The sequence below is a fragment of the Plantactinospora sp. A48 genome (assembly GCF_055793945.1).
Genome location: NZ_JBTIXF010000036.1, coordinates 45,726 through 62,369 on the forward strand (window position 1 = coordinate 45,726; position 16,644 = coordinate 62,369).

The window sequence follows — 16,644 nt, forward strand, 5'->3', positions numbered from 1 at the left end:
TGACGAAGCATTTAAGGGCACAATCCGATGCGGTGCGCGAGTTCTGGGGTCGGCGCAAACCTCGTGATCGGTCACGAATTTCGGCCGGCGGTAGGGTCACGGTGTGTCGAACCCAGAAATCACCGCGGCAACGTGGGCCTGCCTTCGTCATCAACGGCTGTTGGTGGTGCGGCCGCATGGCCAGGATGTGTTCTTCCTTCCTGGTGGGGTGCCCGAGCCTGGGGAGACTTTGGCGGCTGCCACGGTGCGTGAGGTTGCGGAAGAGGTCGGTATCAACTTAGGACTGGACGACCTGACGCTATTCGCTGAGATAGTCACGGCCGCTTATGGGCGGCCAGAAACGGATGTCCGGCTCGTCTGCTTCACGGGCCCGAGTGACGGAGAGCCGACAGCACTCGGCGAGATCGCTGAGGTGGCATGGTTTTCGGCGGCGGACGCAGACAGGTGCGCCTCCGCGATCCAGGAGTTGATCTCCCGGCTGGTGGAGTCAGGCCTGATGGCTACCGAGCCTTGACGTCCGATCTGTGTGATCAACATGCGTCCCAAGCCGTAGCTCCGACCGGAACGGCCGCCTCCACTGCGGCGTCGTCCCCCGACGCCTGCACTCGGCACGGAACGCTCAGCACGGCGAACCCCACAACCACCGCAGGGGTGGTCGCGCCGATGCGGTTACCAGTACGTCAGGCGGAACACGTCTCGGGCAACCAGTCCCCTCGGCGGCCGGGCCGGGTCATAGCCGTCGCTGGTGTACTCCGCTCGCTGATGGGAGTGGAGAACGAGACGGTGGGCGGCCAAAATCAGGATGGCGCCGACGGCGGCCATCAGGGCTGCCCCTCGTGAGTGCATCAGCCGCACCCCCGCCAGCCGGAACGGCAACGGATAAATAGCGTGGAGGATCGCCAAACGGTAGAGCCAGATGCCCGCACGGTAGGTGAGAAGCTGGCGGCACGCCTCGAACTCGCTGCTGTCGATTGACACCGCGTCAGGTTAGTAGACACCTGGAACAACACCGGCCCGGGTACGCGGAGCGTGCCGCTGACCTGGCCGAAGGTGTGGAGCGGGCGACGGGAATCGAACCCACACCGTCAGTTTGGAAGATCTTTTCCGAGCGTCGTGGTCTGCCCGGAGTGCCCGGTCAGCGGGGCTGTGGTGGTGCCCGATCATCACCGATGGGGACCCCGGCTACTGGCACGTGCTCCGGGCGCGGTGGCGTGTGGCTGTCCGGCGATGGGTGGCTTACCGCTCCCGGCTTCCCGCGCGCCTGGACTCCGGTAGCCGATGGCAAGCCGCGGAGCGGCGCGGCAGCCGATCGTCCCAGCCCGGACGGTGGCCGACCGAGTCGCGATCGTCACGGCATCGAGTCCGTCTCCCGGCGCCGCCCGAGCTGGCCCACAACATCGAACTCCAGTTGTACGGTCCTCGATATGGATCGCGATCGTCTCGTATCTCTCCTATCCGGCTCACACGATGCGCATGCTGCCTGTAGGGCCGCGCTTCGAGATGGTGCGCCGTTCGTGGTCTACGACGATCCTCTGCCAGCGAACTACTTCCTCGCCAGCTATCGCCGGCGGCAGAGCCACACCCGGAGGGCCGGGATTCCCACTCTCGGCTTCGACCTGGCCGTTGAGTCGTTGGCCGCTGCGGATGCTCTGCCGTTGCATCTCGGCTCTGTGACCGCCACTGACCCGCCCTACCAATTCCAACTTTTCCTCACGGAGGACATGTCAGACGTCGTCGCCTGCCTCGGCGTCGACCAGCGACACCGGGATCTCGGCGGTAGAGCCGGGCGCGGATACGCCGTCAATGTCATCAGCAAGTTCGGCGCGGACGGCTACCTCGAACGGTCATGGACCCTGCCGCCAGAGATCATCACATTGCTTCGAGAGCACGTACGGATAACGCCCGAGGGGTGGGTCATGGACGAGTGGTCGATAACGACCGAGATTGCTGCGGCCGTCCAGCCCTGGGTAGACGAGCCGATCAACGTCTCCTCAGGCGCCTGGTTTGTCGGATCAGAGCAGGCCGCGGCTGCGGAACCCTGGTCCATCGGGGACTGGCCAACCTCTCCCTGACGGATTTCCCGACTAACGGGGTAGCCCGCCGCGCCGCGAAGCAGCGCCTTGATCCTAATGAGAACGTTTCGGCAGCCATCCGAACTGGTCGAACTGGTCGAGCTGATCGACGTCTCTGCCGCCTCCTGAGCACTCGCTTACAAGCTCTGCGCGGATCGTCTGGCTCGTCTATCCGCGTTCGCGACTTTGGGCGACTGTCTGCACGCTTCCGCCGATAGGCGTCCTCGTCCACGCCCGTTGCTGTCGACAGCTCCACCCGATCCAAGCTGTCGTTCCAAGTCCATGATCCGTCCGAGTGTCGGTTCGTGCAGTTCCACTGGAAGTAAGAGCCTCGGCTCCCCAACCTCTCAGGCAATCCCCGACACGACCTCTGCCCTGCTGAAAAAACACCTTCCGACACTTTCCGGCATCTTCTGCCGTTATTCGCGCTCGGTGTGCCGGATCTGTTCCCTGACGGCGTAGGGCAACATCGCTTGTATCCGACGACGTCTCCCAGGCACGTTCGGGACGAAGGTGGCATAAGTCTCAGGGTCGGTGAGACGCTGGATAGCCTCTCATGAGCAGGAGCTTGCTGCACGCTGCTGCCCTTATGTCGTTTCGTGCCGTCCTCTCGCTGCCTCAGCCCACTGATGCTGGACGTGAACCAGTCTGTACGCCCAGGCGCTCGTCATTGAGCCATTTTCATCGTGCGTGGCGGTTGGTTTCGACGTGGTGCAGGACGAGGATGGCCTGCACGATCACGGTGGTTCGGCGGGGGCAGCAGCGCAGCTTGACCAGGATCTTCCAGGTCTTGAGCGTGGCGATCGCTCGTTCTCCACGGGCGCGGATCTTCGCGTGGGCCCGGTTTACGGCCTTCTGCCTGGATGACAACTTCGGCCGGAAGCGGTGCCGCTTGAACGGGGTGCGGACGCTGCCGTGGACGCCCTGGTAGCCCTTGTCTGCGAAGGTCATCACGTCCGAGCTGGTCAGGGCTTCGATGATGCCGTGGCTGTGGGCGGCGGTCAGGTCGTGTGTCGAACCGGGCAGGGCCGGTGATGCCCACACGAGCCGGCCGGCCGGGTCCGCGATGACCTGCACGTTCACGCCGTGGCGTTTGTGCTTGCCGCTGTGGTAGGGCTTCTGTTCGGCGACCCGGTCGATCGGGATCAGCGTGCCGTCCAGGATCGGGTACGCCAGCAGCCGGATGCGTCGCATCGCGGTTTCCAGGTCGTCGGCTGCCGATCTGAGCAGGACGATCGCTGGAGTAGCGTCAGGCGGTGGCGATGCCGATCTCGAAGCCGGCTGCGAGTCGGGTGTAGGTGTCGCCGTTACGCAGATGGGCCAGGGCCAGCAGCGCCTGCCGGCCTGGGTCGAGGCGCCGCCACCGGGATCGGCGCTGCTTGCGGTGGCCGCGGATGCGTTCGGCGAGGTGGTTCAGGGTGCGGCTGGACAACGGAATCGTGGCGGGGTAGGACAGCATGGCGAGGCTCCCGGTCGGGGCTTCGAGTCTTGGTCGACAGCTGTCCTACCTGGAGCATCGCACCATCGATCACCGGTCCTGCCACACCCACCCTGACCTGCACGATCAGCTTGGAAAAGGTTCCGTGATCACTATTCAACGAGTGCGTGTGCGCTGGAGTGCGGCAGCACGTGGAGCGCCAGCGGCGAACGCCCGGCGGGGTCTGTGCAGCCCAGCGGTGCTGCCGCCGTCGATGCCAGCAGGTGATGTGGTCATTCACGACGTGTTTGCAGATGAGGCAGCCCGGTACGTGCCTCACAACGGCGTAGTCAGTGGTGGCCTGGATCAAGCCCGTGATCTCGACCTCTGGTTGTCCGTGGAGAGCGGGATGCTGGTCGTCGACCGGTTACCGGGCTGGGCCGCCTATCCGCGGCAGAGTGGCCCGGCCCGTCTCTTCGCGCTCAAGCCCGGGGAGATCGGTCGGTATCGGGCGAACTTTCGGTTCACCGTCACCACCTGCGCCTGCAATCCCAGCTGGTACTACGAGGACTGGCTGATACTCATCGCGAACGGCGAGATGAAGACTGACGGGTTCGTCTCACGCGAGTCCGACCATCATGTCGACCACCGCGTCCACCTTTACGGCGGATCGAGACGGCCAAGCCGGGGACACGGCAAGTGATTGCGAGGCTTCGACCGACGCGCACGATCGGCGGCAGAAGAGTGCGCTCGATCATGCGGTCTTGTTTAACTGGTCGAGCCATTGGTGTATTTCCGTAAGGTCGGTATCTGCCAGTCCTACAAAAGGGTCGACGCGGTGCAGCAGCGCTGGTTCTGGGTGGTGTGCGGCCACCCATCGCCGGTCGGCGTCGGTGGTCTCGTCATCGAGCCAGACGAACGGCTGCCCGGCCGCCCATCGAGTCAAGGGTGCGGTCTTCCAATGCACGCCGCGTGAGGGTTCCTCGTCGACGTCTGGCCAGCCGACGAGGGGTAGAGCAGGTAGGCCGAGCCGGGGCGCCACGACTTCATTCGCCTCGGCCATCCAGTCGCTCGCACAGACAAGGTCCCCTCGTGGAGCGAGTAGACGGTGGCCGTCGTGGGGGTCGAGACGATTCAGCAGCGGGTTACCCGACCGGTCGGGTAACCCGCTGCTGCCGCCATCTGGGCCGACCCGGAACGGGATGAGTACCTCGCCGATATCCGCGAAGGTCAACGGATGTGTTACGCCGACAAGCACGGCCGAACCGTGCCGCTTGCCGACCCTGTCCCTGAACGGCGGCTGGGACGAACCGCCTGTGACATCCTCGGCAGCGTACGCACGGCGGCTACAAATGAGGACACTCGATCTTGAAGACTTCGGGTCCCGGTGGTCCGATAGCACGTGATCCGAAACCATGGTCAGATGCCAACGTGGCTGACCTACGACCGTTATTCACCGCGGACACAGAAAGACATTCGAGACTGCAGCTGGCAAGGGTTCCACGTCCGTCCAACCCGGTCCTGAATGGCACACCATTTTGGCTATCGCGGTCTGCGGTTGGTCGATACAGTCCGGGCCTGCCCCTCGTCCAACCCACGGATTTCGCCGGAGTCGTCAGCCACTGGGCTGGTGGTCGAAAGGCGGGCCTGGTGGAAACTAGGCCCGCCTTTCGTTGTCTCACCTGGTCATGGGATCAGCGGCGGAGGGTCAGCAGAGCCGGCCGGTACGGCAGGAGGCCGTAGTCACCGCTCGAGTTCGTGGCACGGCCCTGGTATAGCAGCTGCAAGTTGCACGGGTCGATCGTGTTCGTCTGATCCGCGCTGGTGCGCAGCAGCTCGCCGTGGCTGATGTCGTTGGTCCAGGTGGCACCGCTGTTGGCCTTGCCCGCGAACGGGTTGTTGTAGTCCACCGCGTTCGGGGTCCAGGTGCCGCCCAGGCTGGTCGCCGTGAACGAGCGGAAGTAGCGCTCCCAGGAGGAGGTGTGGGCCTCGATGATCATGAGGTACTGGTTGCGGCCCTGCACTTTGTACACCTGCGGCGCCTCGAAGATCTTCTCCGAGGTGTCGCTCATGATCGTCGTGAAGCTGGAACCGAAGCTGCCCGGGAAGTTCCCGATCGGCATGATCTGGCGGTAGATCTTGCCGTTGTCACCGGCGAAGAACAGGTACATGTTCTGGCCGTCACCGATGATCGTGTGGTCGATCGCACCGGTGCCGGGGTCGGTGACCTTTGCGGTCGACAGGGGCTGCGGGGCCGACCAGCCGTTGACGTTGGCCGGGTTGGTCGACGTGCGGTACGAGAACGACGTCGGACCCCACTGGTGGGCGAGGATCCAGATGTTCTTCGGCGCGAAGTAGAACAGCGACGGCGCGACGGCGCTCTGGGTCATGCCGGTCTGGGTGGCCGTGCTGAGCTGGTTGAGGTTGTCGACGGGACTGAAGCCCATCGAACCGTAGCCGCCGGTGGCGCTGGTGCTGTGGGTGGTGGCGTACACGAGCTGCTTGCCCTGGTAGGGCGCGATGGTGAAGTCCTTGAGCGACGCCCAGCCTGCCTTCGGCTGCGCCAGCGGGCCGGACGACGTCCAGCGGTAGGACGTCGGCAGCTCGCAGGAGGCCGGCGGGCTCGACGGCGGCTGCGAGGTGGGGGTGACCGGCGGGCTGGTCGGCGGCTGCGAGGTGGGGGTGACCGGCGGGCTGGTCGGCTGCCCGGTGCATGCCACGCCGTTGAGGGCGAAGTCGGTCGGGATCGGGTTGTTGTCGTTCGACGAGCCGTTGAAGCCGAATGACACCTCGCCGTTCGTGCCGATCGAGCCGTTGTAGCTGACGTTCTTGGCTGTGACGGAGGCACCGCTCTGAGTCAGCGACGTGCTCCACGACTGGGTGACGGTCTGCCCGGCACTGTATGTCCAAGTCAGAGTCCAGCTACTCAACGCGTCGCCGAGGTTCTTGATGGATACGTTGGCGCCGAATCCGCCCGGCCACTGCGAGGCGATGGTGTAGTTGACCGAACAGCCGGCTGCGGCGGCATTGGCCGGCAACGCTACCGTGAGCGCAGCTGATCCGAGCAATGCGGCGCCGACCGAGGCCAGAGCGGCATTCATTCGTCTGGATCTGTTCACAGATTCTCTCCTGAGTGGGGGGTGACGGCTCTCAGGGCCGAGCAGACCGCGTTGTTGACTTTACAGTCGTTACTCGTATGTCACGAGGGCGCTACGGAACTTTCAACAAAATCGAGCTTCAGATTTAGACACATCAATAGATGTGTGGTTGCGCCAGGCTCTTTCGGACAAATCTTCCACAAACGGAGCATTCCGGCTGGTCACCCGACACCGACGCACTCATCTCGGCCAGAAGCGGATGGGCCGGTCAGCTCGACGCCGCGTCACCAGTCACGGAACGTAACGGCGGCCGCTGGTCTTTCCGATAATCTCGCTGAGTCCGCGTTCGCCTTTGAACGATTGGGGCGTCGACCTACCCGGTCACATGATCCGACGCCGAGGCGAGTCTCCGGGCGGAGAACGCCCGGCTCAAGCAGGCACTGCGGGACTGGCAGCAGCGCTTTGCGCCCCGTCCCGCGGCGGCCTGTCCCGCGCCGCTTGGCTGCCCAGTCCGTCCGTCTCCAGACGAAGGAGTGTCGGCTTCGAGCGCGCGATGATGAGACGGTCTGTGGCGGACGAGGGTGAGGGCTGGTGTCGAGCAACCCGGAGTGGCCGACCGCTGAGCATGTGCCTGCCAAGGAGTTGGCCCGCCGGCAGGGTGTGCGGCCGATCGATCCCGTTGACAATCTGGCTCGGCCGGACGCGTTCGAGTCCGACGACGAGTTGGACGACTGCCTCGCCGATCTGTACGCCCCCCGCCGGGCTGGCGTCGCGTGAGCACGGCATCGGCTACGGCAGGAGTCGACTGGTGTAGCCGGCGTCCACCAGGCGGGCGTAGGCGGCGCGTACCTCGTCGGGCATGTCCTGGGGGATGGCGAAGCCAGCTTCGGCGTACGCCTCGATGCGCTGCGTATCGCCGACCAGCATGTCGATGACCTTCTTCGTATCGTCGATGGCGATGACGTAGTCGTCTAAGGCGAGCGGGTGGGACGCGCAGATCACTTCGACGTCGGGCCACAACTTCTTGGCGGTCGCGTAGGCGCGGCGCTGCTGGTAAGGGCGGCTCATCAGGATCACGGAGCGGACGTCGATGCCGTGTGCGGCGAGTAACGCACGGGTGTGTTCGATGTTCTGGCCGGTGTTGCGGGCCTCGGTCTCGATGAGAATCGCGTCGGCTGGTACGCCGTGCTCGACGGCGTACTCCCGATAGTGGACGGCCTCACCGCGCGGGAAGGTCCCGATGGTGGTGGAGGCGTTGGCGCCGGTGAAGACCAGCAGCGGATACATACCCCGGTGGTAGAGGTCGGTGGCGACCTTGGCGACGCCGAGGTCGTGGCTGCCCAGTCCGACGCCGACGTCAACCGGCCGGATCTCGTGGTGCATGTGGTGGTAGCCCCACAGGCGTTCTACATCGGCGCGGTGGGCGTCGGGGATCGTCGGTACGCTCGCGGACATTTGGCCGATTCTCTCAGTCCGAGATCGCGAAGATAGCCGCCTGTCGATAGACGCTAGCTTCCGGCACGGATCTTCATCCAGAGCCGGCCGAGCATGTTCTTTCCGGAGCCGTCCGCGCCTTCACCCCAGAAGTAGTCGGTGGGGGAGTCCTCGACGATGTCTTCGTCGCCACTCTCGCGTAGGGCTTCCTGCGCCTCCGGGTGCTGGGCGAGCTTCGCGCGCAGGATCTCTTCGACAACCGTCACCTTCTTGCGGTCCCAGTCGGGGTCCCTCGCGGCCTTGTATGTCTCGTTCGCCAATCGCTTGGCCTCCAGCGGGCTCCGAGCATTGCGGATCGCCTCCTGGGCCTCGGGATCGAGGCACTTCGCGGCCTGGTAGGCGTGTTCGCAGGTGGGGTAGCGCTTCCCCCGATACTCGATCGCGTGCGCGGAGAAGTTGTTGAAGACGTAGAACTTGGGCGTGTAGAACCTGATCGCCATTGGCTACACCTCCTCATCGCGTAGGTCGTCCACCAGAGCCGCAACCGGTTGCAGAGATCGGTGTGGCGTCAGCCGGGCTGGATGTGGTGGGCAAGCTGGTCTTGGTTCAGCCTCTGCGCCTCCCGATGGGCGGCGAGCTGGCGGCCGAGTGTGTCCGCTTGGCCTCGACAACGGCTTCCTGGTCGATCATCTCTCTTGTCTACCGCCCTCGATGTCGCTCGATTGTCAGGCAACTGTCGCAAGACTCCTGCACCGATTCCCGACACGGATTGTCACCGGATTCACTCCCTCTGTCACCACCGCGCACCGTGGTGGCGAGAGCGGCACCGGGGCGGGTGCTGGCAGGCCGCGTCACCCCCGATCTGCGGTCGTTCACGAAGCCCGCTCGCCTCGGTGCCCATCCAACGAGCGTTCGTGAAGGAGCGTCGTGGTTCCCGTACCCGGTGATGTGGTCCGTGTCGACGGTCGGGCGTCGGTGCAGTTCGCCGGTGACCGTGCCCTGGTCTTCCGGGTGACCGCCGTGTCGGACGCACCGACGTACCAGGGTGGACCGAGCCGAGATTGCCGGGCGGGTCGGATCACCTACGAGGCGCCGCCACGAAACACCGGTTGGCTCGACAGCTCACCGATGCGGGGCCGCACGGTCATCTTGCCGGAAGCTCGGCGCATCATGTCAACTGCAGCAGTCATCTTGTATCGCTCGGCAAGAATTCGAAGAATGTCGTCCTCGGTACGAGCGGGACCCACCCTACCTGAACGGCCCGCAATAGCGCTTACAGCGGAGCGAGCCCTCACGGGGTCGAGGGAAGTGGTGTTCGCTGCGAACTCCTGTGGCGGAAGCACCTGGACTCCGGCGGGCATCTTGCCCTGCGGAAGGTCTCGGATGTTGTGGGTGACGATGGCCCCTGCGTTGGCCACAAACGCTGCGGCCACCAGATGCTCGTCGTCCGGGTCGGGAAGGCCGTACGTACCCTCCAGGCCCTCCCACCCGGTGACCTCCGCATCGTCAAAGTGCTTACGCATCTGCTGAATGAGGCCTCGCGCCCGCTGGGTTGCCTCGGGCTCGCTTTGCCCTCGCCCGATCCACTTTGCCCGCTCCTCGTATTCCAGTTCCTCAAGGACGACCCTGTTCCACACCGGGCGGTACATTCCCTCAACCGCTAGGGACAGCAGGAAGTCGCGTTGAAGACTGGGCCAGAGGACGCATGTGTCAAGGAGGGCCGTAAACACCGGCCTATTCTGTCAGGCCCTTGCGTCGACGTGCGACGGCGCGGCGTGCCTCGCGTAGTCGATCGAGCACTGCGTCGAGATCTTCTCCATCGTCGATGCTTACTGCTGTGGCTTCGAGCGCGGCGTACTGCTCGGCCCTGCGCCGCTGCCGGTAGGAGAGCAGGTCGGGCAACAGGACACGACGATGTGTGCCCACTCGTTCGAAAGGGATCTTTCCGTCGTCCAGTAGCTTGACCACCGTAGGTCGGCTCACTCCAAGCAGATCGGCGGCCTGCTGCGTCGTCAGCGTCAGGGTCCGGGGGGCGACCGTGACTGCAAAACCCTGCTGCAGAGCCTCCACGACCTGGCGAAGGACGGCATAGATTTCGGCTGGAAGCTCAACCCGGTCACCTGCGGTCGCTCCGGCAAGGAAGTACCGCGGCTCTACCTGCCCCAGTCCAGCCCTCTCATGAGCCTTCAGGAAGTCGTACACCTTGGCGACTTCCTGATCAGCCTCTGGCAGGTAGGTCTCTTCCTTCAGGGCAGCTGCGGTCATGGTGTTCGCCTCCTCGTCGCAAGGATCGTAACCGGCTTCGTTTCTTTCGTCTAGCGAAAGGCCACATCACATTCCCTCGTGCGGTTCCGCCGTACCGGTCTCGGCCGCCGAGGGCTGGCCGAGGATCAGGTGTACGCGTGCAGCGCCCTGCTCGTACGGGATCCCGAACCATCGCAGGCTCGGGATCCCGTACGAGCAGGGCGCTGCTGTCAGTTGTCCGCGTACACCGACGGTCCCCTTCGGGAGGCCGCGGCCTAGAGCTTCGTCCAGAGCGTGTTGTCGGACCACCTGATCGTATTGGGCGACTCAAGCCGCCCGATGTTGGTGCGGTCGTCGGGGAAGGTCATGCTGATCGTCGTCGCGTCGATGACCGAGCCGTGCGCGGTGGGTCGGTGGAACGCGGACATGTCCACCGACAGCGCGCTTCCGTTGGCCGAGAAGAACGGCCCCGGGCCGGTGCCACCCGACCACAGGCCCTGCAGGTCGAAGATCGTGCTGCTGCCAGCCTTCGTCCAGGACGTTCCGTTGGACCACCGGATCACCGAAGACCCCTGGAGCTGCCCGGTCACGGTGGCGAAGTCGGGGAACGTCACCTGGATCGTGTTGCCGGAGGTCACGAATCCGCGTGCCGTCGGCCGGCCGAAGGCGGACATGTCGACCGTGAGGGTCGCGTCCTTCATCGTGATGATCGGCTGACGGCCTTCGGCCGACCACCGACCGCTGATGTCGGATGCCATCGCGGTGGGCGGGGCGGCCTGGTAGAAGTCCAGGGAGCCGATCTGCCGGTTGTTGGCCGGCCGGAACAGCGGCGCGTAGTAGACCGTGTTCGCCCCGGTGGTGCCCCCGTTCGGGCAGTTGGCGGTGCCCGACCCGGCGGAGATGGTGCCGCGCGCCAGCACACTGTTCGTGTTCGGGACGTAGGAGTAGACGGGCCCGCCGCTGTCACCGGACGCCACGGCGCACTGCGCCGTCGGGTAACCGGCTCTGATGAACGGCCCGTCCGCGTTCCGGCCGCAGGAACTGTCGGAAAGCGTGATGAACACGTCCACGGCCTGCACCGGGATGTTGAAGTGCTCGCCGCTGGTCGCGCCGCCGGTCTCGACCAGGTTACCGACGAAGTCGGGGGTCGCGCCCAGGATGTCGGCCGCCGAGTTCGAGTTGGACGCGCCGGTGTAGACCCGGGCGTCCATCCCGCCGGGGTAGTCGATCAACGCCGTGTCGCGGCAGGCCGTCACCGCTGTCACGGTTCCGGCCGGGTTCGGCTGGCCGGAGATGCGGACGGCCGCGCCGGGCGTGACGCAGTGGGCCGCCGTCGCCATCCGGTAGACGTTGCCGAAGCGGAACCGGAAACCGTTGGTGCAGCCGATCGCCAGCGGGGAACCGGACTCGTAGGCAGACCCGCCGTAGAACAGGGGTACGTCGGCCTGCCGGTTGAACAGTGCCCGCGGGCGTTCACCGACGGTCACGCTGATCGGCACCGTGGCGTCGGCCCGCAGCGACGCGCGGTCGGCCAGGGCCGACGCCGTGGCGACCGTGACCGCCAGTCCGCTGCCGTCGGCCTGGGGTGCGGCCTGCGCCACCCGCGGGTCCGCGGCCAACCGCTGCGCCTGCGCCACCAACGTGTTGTGGCTGAATCGCGCCGGCCGGAAGACCACCGGCACGTCCAGCCGGTCGGCCACCGTACGCATCGGCTGAGGCACCTGGCCCGGCCAGTACACGACCAGCTTGCGATCGGCCGGCGCGGCGACGATGCTCGCCCGTCCGGTTCCGTCGGTCGCCACGATCCGCTCGGCGGCGGCGTTGAGCCTGGCCTGGAACGCGTACACGGCTGGCCAGTCGGCGAACCCGGCGGGCACCGGGCCCGGCGGCGCGGGACGCGAGGTCGCCGCTTGGTGATCGCCGTGGGTGTCCGGCGGCTGGGCGGCCACGGCCGCTCCGGAAGTGAGCGTGACCGTCAGGGCTGCGACGCCCAGCCCGGTCAGCGCTCGGGTACCAAACCTCATCAGTGGTTCTCCTACCGGTATCGGGGCGGAACGGTCGTCCGCTCGGCATGGCCGAACGAACTGTCGCTGCGCTTCGGTTGAATGACTCTGCGGCGGATCGCCGTCTACCGCCGAATGTCCGCCGGCGACCGGGCCCGGCAAAGAATCCCGACCGAATCCGAATGCCGCCGGGTGCGAAGTGTCCTTACGCCGACAACCAGCAGGTCATCCGGTCGCTAGCCTCGGAACCATGCCGTTCGAGGACCCGCCGGATCCCGGCTCGGCCGGCACCGTCGACGGTCTGGTCGAGCTGCTGCGGTTGTTGAAGATCTGGGCCGGCAACCCGTCCTACGAGTGGATCAAAGAACAGGTCAACACCGCCTGGGGTACGACCGGCCGGCGGGCCACCGAACTGGCCGGCAAGACCACGATCGTGGACTGCTTCCAGCCCGGCCGACGACGGCTGAACCCGGAGCTGGTGGTGGCCGTGGTGCGGACGCTGCACCCCGACCCGGGTTACGTGTCGCAGTGGCGCCAGGCGCTACGGGTGGTCGGCGGGCGGGGCGAGGCGGCAACGCAGGTCCGGGTCCAGGACCGGTTGCCGCAGGATCTGGTCGGTTTCACCGGCCGGTCCGCCGAACTGGACGGGCTCCGGCGGGCGCTGCGCCACGGTGGGACGGCCGGCAGCACGGTGGTGATCTCGGCGATCGTGGGGACGGCCGGGGTCGGCAAGACCCAGCTCGCCATCCACGCCGCGCACGCTCTCAACCAGGAGAAACCGTTCGACCGGATCCTGTTCGTCAACCTGCGCGGGTTCCACCCCGACCCCACGCAACCACCGGCCGACCCCGCCGCGGTCCTCGACGGTTTCCTGCGCCTGCTGGGCATCGCGGGACAACAGATCCCGTACGACCTGCCCGCTCGGATCGCTGCCTACCGCAGCCGCCTCGCCGGCACCCGCACCCTGGTCGTGCTGGACAACGCGGCCGACGCCGGACAGGTCCGTCCGCTGTTGCCCGACACGCCGGGCTGCCCCGTACTGGTGACCAGCCGACGTGACCTCACGGGCCTGCACCGCGCCACCCACCTCGTGGTGGACGTGTTCACCCCCGACGAGGCGGTGGCCCTCCTCGCCGGAGTCGCCCGCCCGTGCCCGATCGGCGCGGACCCGGACGCTGCGGCCCGGATCGCCCGCCGTTGCGGTTACCTACCGCTCGCGCTCGGGCTGGTCAGCGCACACATCAGCGGCACGACCGGCTGGACCCTGACCGACCATGCCGACCGGCTCGACGAACGTCATCGCCAGCGCCGGCTGGACACCGGCGTCGAACTCGCCCTCGGCCTGTCCTACCGGCAGCTGCCCACCGACCAGCGACGGGTGCTGCGCCTTCTGTCGCTGCACCCCGGCCAGGATTTCGACGCCTACGCCGCCGCGGCCCTGGCCGGCACCGACCCACCCACCGCGCGGGCTCAGCTGCGCCACCTGTGCCGAGATCACCTGCTGCAACCGGCCGCCACCGACCGGTACACCCTGCACGACCTGGTCCGCGCCTACGCCGCCGGTCGGTGCGGCGACGAAGACCCGCCACCCGACCGGCGCGCCGCCCTGATCCGCCTGTTCGACTTCTACCTGCACACCGCCCACGCCAGCGATCGAGTGCTGTATCCCCACGGCGATCCGGTCCCGCTCGCCCCGGCACCTGCCGGAACGGTGGTGCCGCCGCTGATCGACGCCGGGGCGGCCCTGGCGTGGTTCACGGCCGAGCACACGGTCCTGCTCGCGGTGGCCGAACAAGCCGCCGTCGAAGGGCTCGACGAGCACACCGCGGGGCTGGCCCGGACCCTGACGAACTTTCTCAACCTGCGCGGACACTGGCAGGACCAGATCACCCTGCAGAACCGGGCCCTCGCCGCCGCCCGCCGCCTCGGCGACCGACCCGGGCAGGCGCACAACCACCGCAACCTCGGGCGTTCTCACGACATGATGGGCCGCCAGGACGACAGCCGTACGCACTTCCGCGCCGCGCTGGCGCTGTTCGCCGAGGTCGGTGACCAGGTGGGCACCGCCACCACCCATCTCAACCTGGCCAGACAGTACGAGCGGCAGGGCCACTACCCCCAGGCGCTCGGCCACGACCGGCGCGCGCTCGCGCTGTTCCAGGCGGCCGGGCATCGGGCCGGCGAGGCCAGGGCGCTCAACAACGTCGGCTGCCTGCTCACCCTGCTCGGCAAGCACCCACAGGCACTCACCTGCTGCCAGCGGGCCCTCAACCTGCACCAGAGCATCGGCAATCGCCACGGCGAGGCCACCACCTGGGACAGCATCGGCTACGTACACCACCGGCTCGGCCAGCAGGCGACGGCGATCGACTGTTACCGGCACGCCCTCGCGCTGTACCTGGAAACCGGTGACCGCCCCAACGAGGCGCAGGCGCTCACCAACCTCGGCGACGCCCACGAAGCCGCCGGCCACCACTCCGACGCCCGCCACGCCTGGCGGGCCGCGCTGGACATCCTCGACGAGCTGGGCCACGCCGACGCCGACCTGGTCCGGGCCCGACTGCCCGACTCGCGGATCAGTCTCGGCTGAAAGTCCGCTTCGATCGGATATCGGGGAGTGCGTCGCTTGTCGGCCTCGTCGCGCGGTCAGCCGGTCGATCCGGCTGCGTCCCGAGCGGGTACGCACCAGCCGCTCTCGCCGTACCAGTCCCGGCGTATTGGGCGTTTCTGTGGGTTGTTGTCGGTCGCTGGTCGTGGTCGTTGTGGGAGTCAAGGGGGTTGTTGTCGCCTGATGGCAGTTGTGGGTTATTTAGTGCGTCTCGTCGTTTTGTTGGTGGTCTTCTGTTCTGGTTCTGGTAGCCGGTGGATCGGCGTGTGACAGTTGCCGCTGGGCCGGACAGGTAGGGGACATGGACAACGAAGAAGAACCCAGATGAGCCGTGGTGATGCGGACGCCCGGGAGGAGCGCTTCCGTTCTCTGCACGTCGAGACATATGCCGACCTGCTGCGCTTCGTCGAGCGGAGGGTCCCGGCCGCCGAGGCCGAGGACATCGTCTCGACGGTCTTCCTGACGGCCTGGCGGCGATTCGACGAGTTGTCGGACGATGCTCGGCCGTGGCTGTTCGCGGTGGCGCGCAAGACCATGGCCAACCAGTCGCGCGGCTGGTTGCGGCGCCAGGCCCTGGACGTCCGGCTGGTGTCGCTGGAGGCACGCGAACTGTCCGACGACGCCGGGAGTGCCGCGGCGCGAATCGACCTGGAACGCGCCTGGCGCGCTCTGCGCCCGGCGGACCGCGAGGTTCTCGCCCTGGTCGCGTTCGACGGATTGACGGCTGACCAGGCGGCCACCGTGCTCGGCTGTCGTCGGTCGACCTTTGCCATGCGACTCGGCAGGGCCCGGCAACGGCTGCGAGCCGCCCTGGAACCGGCCGAAGCTGTCCCCCCTTCGTCTTTCCGCCCGCACGATTTCAAGGAGCAGCAGTCATGGACTCCAGCATGAAGGACCTGCAGCAGTTGGCCGTGCTCGACCCGGCGGGCGGTCGCGAGCCCACCCCGATGGAGTGGACCCGGTCGACGGCGTTCGTCGAGCGGGTGATGGCCGGTCAGGCCACCATGGCATCGGCTCGCCGGCCGGCGCGACGCTGGCTGGTGGTGGGCCTGGCCGCGGTCGCCGCGGGTGCCGTCGCGGTCGTGGCTGTGCCTGCGTTGCTGCCGGGAACGGCGGAGAAAGCGGTCGCGGCCTGGACGCCCACACCCGGTTCGCTCACCGGGGCACAGGTGTTGCCGCAGGCCCGGGTCTGTGCGGGGAACGACGTGGGAGGCAGTTCGTCGACGGTCGACGCGGCGGACGTTCTCCTCGCCGAGCAGCGTGGTCTCGCGACGCTGCTGATCATGAAGAAGAGCAACGGCGTCACCGTCGAGTGCCTGAGCGCGGGAGACGACGACCAGTTCGCCTCAATGGGCCTGGCCAACGGCCCGCTGCCGGCGCTGCCCGCCGGCACGGTGGACCTGCAGACCATGAGTTCCATGGGCGATGGCGACGCTATGTGGTCGAACATCGTGGGCCTGGTGGGCCCGGGGGTCACCGGGGTGGACGTGCGCCTCGACAACGGGAAGGTTCTCCAGGCCAGCGTGAAGTCCGGCTGGTGGGCGGCCTGGTGGCCGGGTCCCGAGGGCGGCGAGGCCGACGGTCTCACGGTGACCGTGCACACCGCGAAGGGAACGACCAGCTACCGCCCTTCCGAGCTGTCCTGACGTGACCGGCTGCGGGGGGGGGGGGGGGGGGGGGGGGGGGGGGGTTTTTTGTTTGTTGGGTGGGTTTTTTTTGTCTTTGGCCTGGTTCCCCTCTTCTGGCGAAAGCCCGCACAACCCCCCCA

15 protein-coding genes and 1 pseudogene are annotated in these 16,644 nt (G+C 66.9%); 7 read left to right on the top strand and 9 right to left on the bottom strand.

All coding sequences use genetic code 11. The features are described 5' to 3' along the window. Window positions 1-103 precede the first annotated feature (103 nt). Window positions 104-514, top strand: a complete 411-nt coding sequence (locus ACXN5W_RS19015) for an NUDIX hydrolase (protein WP_473159664.1) — start codon at window positions 104-106, stop codon at window positions 512-514. Between the two features lie 155 nt (window positions 515-669). Here ACXN5W_RS19015 and ACXN5W_RS19020 read toward each other — a convergent pair whose 3' ends face one another. Beyond that, window positions 670-978, bottom strand: coding sequence for a hypothetical protein (locus tag ACXN5W_RS19020; protein WP_473159665.1), 309 nt, complete (start codon window positions 976-978; stop codon window positions 670-672). Window positions 979-1,514: 536 nt separating this feature from the next. On the opposite strand from ACXN5W_RS19020, the gene ACXN5W_RS19025 reads away from it, so the two are divergent. Then, window positions 1,515-2,072: a hypothetical protein gene (locus tag ACXN5W_RS19025; protein ID WP_473159666.1), complete on the top strand. Its 558-nt coding sequence runs from the start codon at window positions 1,515-1,517 to the stop codon at window positions 2,070-2,072. A 681-nt stretch (window positions 2,073-2,753) separates the two neighbouring features. On the opposite strand, the pseudogene ACXN5W_RS19030 reads toward ACXN5W_RS19025, so the two are convergent. Further along, window positions 2,754-3,531, bottom strand: a pseudogene (locus tag ACXN5W_RS19030) (transposase family protein). Between the two features lie 217 nt (window positions 3,532-3,748). Between ACXN5W_RS19030 and ACXN5W_RS19035 the strand changes: the two are divergent. After that, on the top strand, window positions 3,749-4,192 hold the full coding sequence (locus ACXN5W_RS19035; protein WP_473159667.1) for a hypothetical protein: 444 nt from the start codon (window positions 3,749-3,751) through the stop codon (window positions 4,190-4,192). A gap of 51 nt (window positions 4,193-4,243) precedes the next feature. On the opposite strand, the gene ACXN5W_RS19040 is transcribed toward ACXN5W_RS19035, so the two are convergent. After that, window positions 4,244-4,723 (bottom strand): hypothetical protein, encoded by a 480-nt coding sequence (locus tag ACXN5W_RS19040; RefSeq protein WP_473159682.1) that lies wholly within the window; start codon window positions 4,721-4,723, stop codon window positions 4,244-4,246. Between the two features lie 460 nt (window positions 4,724-5,183). Then, complete coding sequence (locus ACXN5W_RS19045) at window positions 5,184-6,590, bottom strand: non-reducing end alpha-L-arabinofuranosidase family hydrolase (protein WP_473159668.1); 1,407 nt, start codon at window positions 6,588-6,590, stop codon at window positions 5,184-5,186. A gap of 588 nt (window positions 6,591-7,178) precedes the next feature. On the opposite strand from ACXN5W_RS19045, the gene ACXN5W_RS19050 reads away from it, so the two are divergent. Beyond that, complete coding sequence (locus ACXN5W_RS19050; RefSeq protein ID WP_473159669.1) at window positions 7,179-7,364, top strand: hypothetical protein; 186 nt, start codon at window positions 7,179-7,181, stop codon at window positions 7,362-7,364. 12 nt (window positions 7,365-7,376) lie between these two features. Here ACXN5W_RS19050 and ACXN5W_RS19055 read toward each other — a convergent pair whose 3' ends face one another. The 5 genes from ACXN5W_RS19055 to ACXN5W_RS19075 all read right to left on the bottom strand — a co-directional run bounded on the left by ACXN5W_RS19055 (window position 7,377) and on the right by ACXN5W_RS19075 (window position 12,289). Then, on the bottom strand, window positions 7,377-8,042 hold the full coding sequence (locus ACXN5W_RS19055; protein ID WP_473159670.1) for a YdcF family protein: 666 nt from the start codon (window positions 8,040-8,042) through the stop codon (window positions 7,377-7,379). 53 nt (window positions 8,043-8,095) lie between these two features. Then, window positions 8,096-8,521 (bottom strand): NADAR family protein, encoded by a 426-nt coding sequence (locus tag ACXN5W_RS19060; protein ID WP_473159671.1) that lies wholly within the window; start codon window positions 8,519-8,521, stop codon window positions 8,096-8,098. A 582-nt stretch (window positions 8,522-9,103) separates the two neighbouring features. Then, complete coding sequence (locus ACXN5W_RS19065; protein WP_473159672.1) at window positions 9,104-9,751, bottom strand: PIN domain-containing protein; 648 nt, start codon at window positions 9,749-9,751, stop codon at window positions 9,104-9,106. Window positions 9,752-9,755: 4 nt separating this feature from the next. Beyond that, on the bottom strand, window positions 9,756-10,286 hold the full coding sequence (locus ACXN5W_RS19070; RefSeq protein WP_473159673.1) for a helix-turn-helix domain-containing protein: 531 nt from the start codon (window positions 10,284-10,286) through the stop codon (window positions 9,756-9,758). A 254-nt stretch (window positions 10,287-10,540) separates the two neighbouring features. Then, window positions 10,541-12,289 carry a chymotrypsin family serine protease gene (locus ACXN5W_RS19075; RefSeq protein ID WP_473159674.1) on the bottom strand — a complete coding sequence of 583 codons (1,749 nt, stop codon included), beginning with the start codon at window positions 12,287-12,289 and terminating at the stop codon, window positions 10,541-10,543. Window positions 12,290-12,518: 229 nt separating this feature from the next. Here ACXN5W_RS19075 and ACXN5W_RS19080 point away from each other — a divergent pair, with 229 nt between their 5' ends. The 3 genes from ACXN5W_RS19080 (at window position 12,519) to ACXN5W_RS19090 (ending at window position 16,522) form a co-directional block, all read left to right on the top strand. After that, a complete protein-coding gene (locus tag ACXN5W_RS19080) occupies window positions 12,519-14,858 on the top strand; it encodes an ATP-binding protein (RefSeq protein WP_473159675.1) in 2,340 nt (779 codons plus the stop codon). 342 nt (window positions 14,859-15,200) lie between these two features. Then, on the top strand, window positions 15,201-15,767 hold the full coding sequence (locus ACXN5W_RS19085; RefSeq protein WP_473159676.1) for an RNA polymerase sigma factor: 567 nt from the start codon (window positions 15,201-15,203) through the stop codon (window positions 15,765-15,767). Further along, window positions 15,752-16,522, top strand: a complete 771-nt coding sequence (locus ACXN5W_RS19090; RefSeq protein WP_473159677.1) for a hypothetical protein — start codon at window positions 15,752-15,754, stop codon at window positions 16,520-16,522. Before ACXN5W_RS19085 ends, ACXN5W_RS19090 begins: the two co-directional genes overlap by 16 nt. The last annotated feature ends 122 nt before the right edge of the window (window positions 16,523-16,644 follow it).

Coding starts and splice junctions, on each gene's coding strand:
- ACXN5W_RS19045 (WP_473159668.1), bottom strand. CDS start 6,590: ATGAATGCCGCTCTGGCCTCGGTCGGCGCCGCATTGCTCGGATCAGCT.
- ACXN5W_RS19055 (WP_473159670.1), bottom strand. CDS start 8,042: ATGTCCGCGAGCGTACCGACGATCCCCGACGCCCACCGCGCCGATGTA.
- ACXN5W_RS19060 (WP_473159671.1), bottom strand. CDS start 8,521: ATGGCGATCAGGTTCTACACGCCCAAGTTCTACGTCTTCAACAACTTC.
- ACXN5W_RS19070 (WP_473159673.1), bottom strand. CDS start 10,286: ATGACCGCAGCTGCCCTGAAGGAAGAGACCTACCTGCCAGAGGCTGAT.
- ACXN5W_RS19075 (WP_473159674.1), bottom strand. CDS start 12,289: ATGAGGTTTGGTACCCGAGCGCTGACCGGGCTGGGCGTCGCAGCCCTG.
- ACXN5W_RS19080 (WP_473159675.1), top strand. CDS start 12,519: ATGCCGTTCGAGGACCCGCCGGATCCCGGCTCGGCCGGCACCGTCGAC.
- ACXN5W_RS19085 (WP_473159676.1), top strand. CDS start 15,201: ATGAGCCGTGGTGATGCGGACGCCCGGGAGGAGCGCTTCCGTTCTCTG.
- ACXN5W_RS19090 (WP_473159677.1), top strand. CDS start 15,752: ATGGACTCCAGCATGAAGGACCTGCAGCAGTTGGCCGTGCTCGACCCG.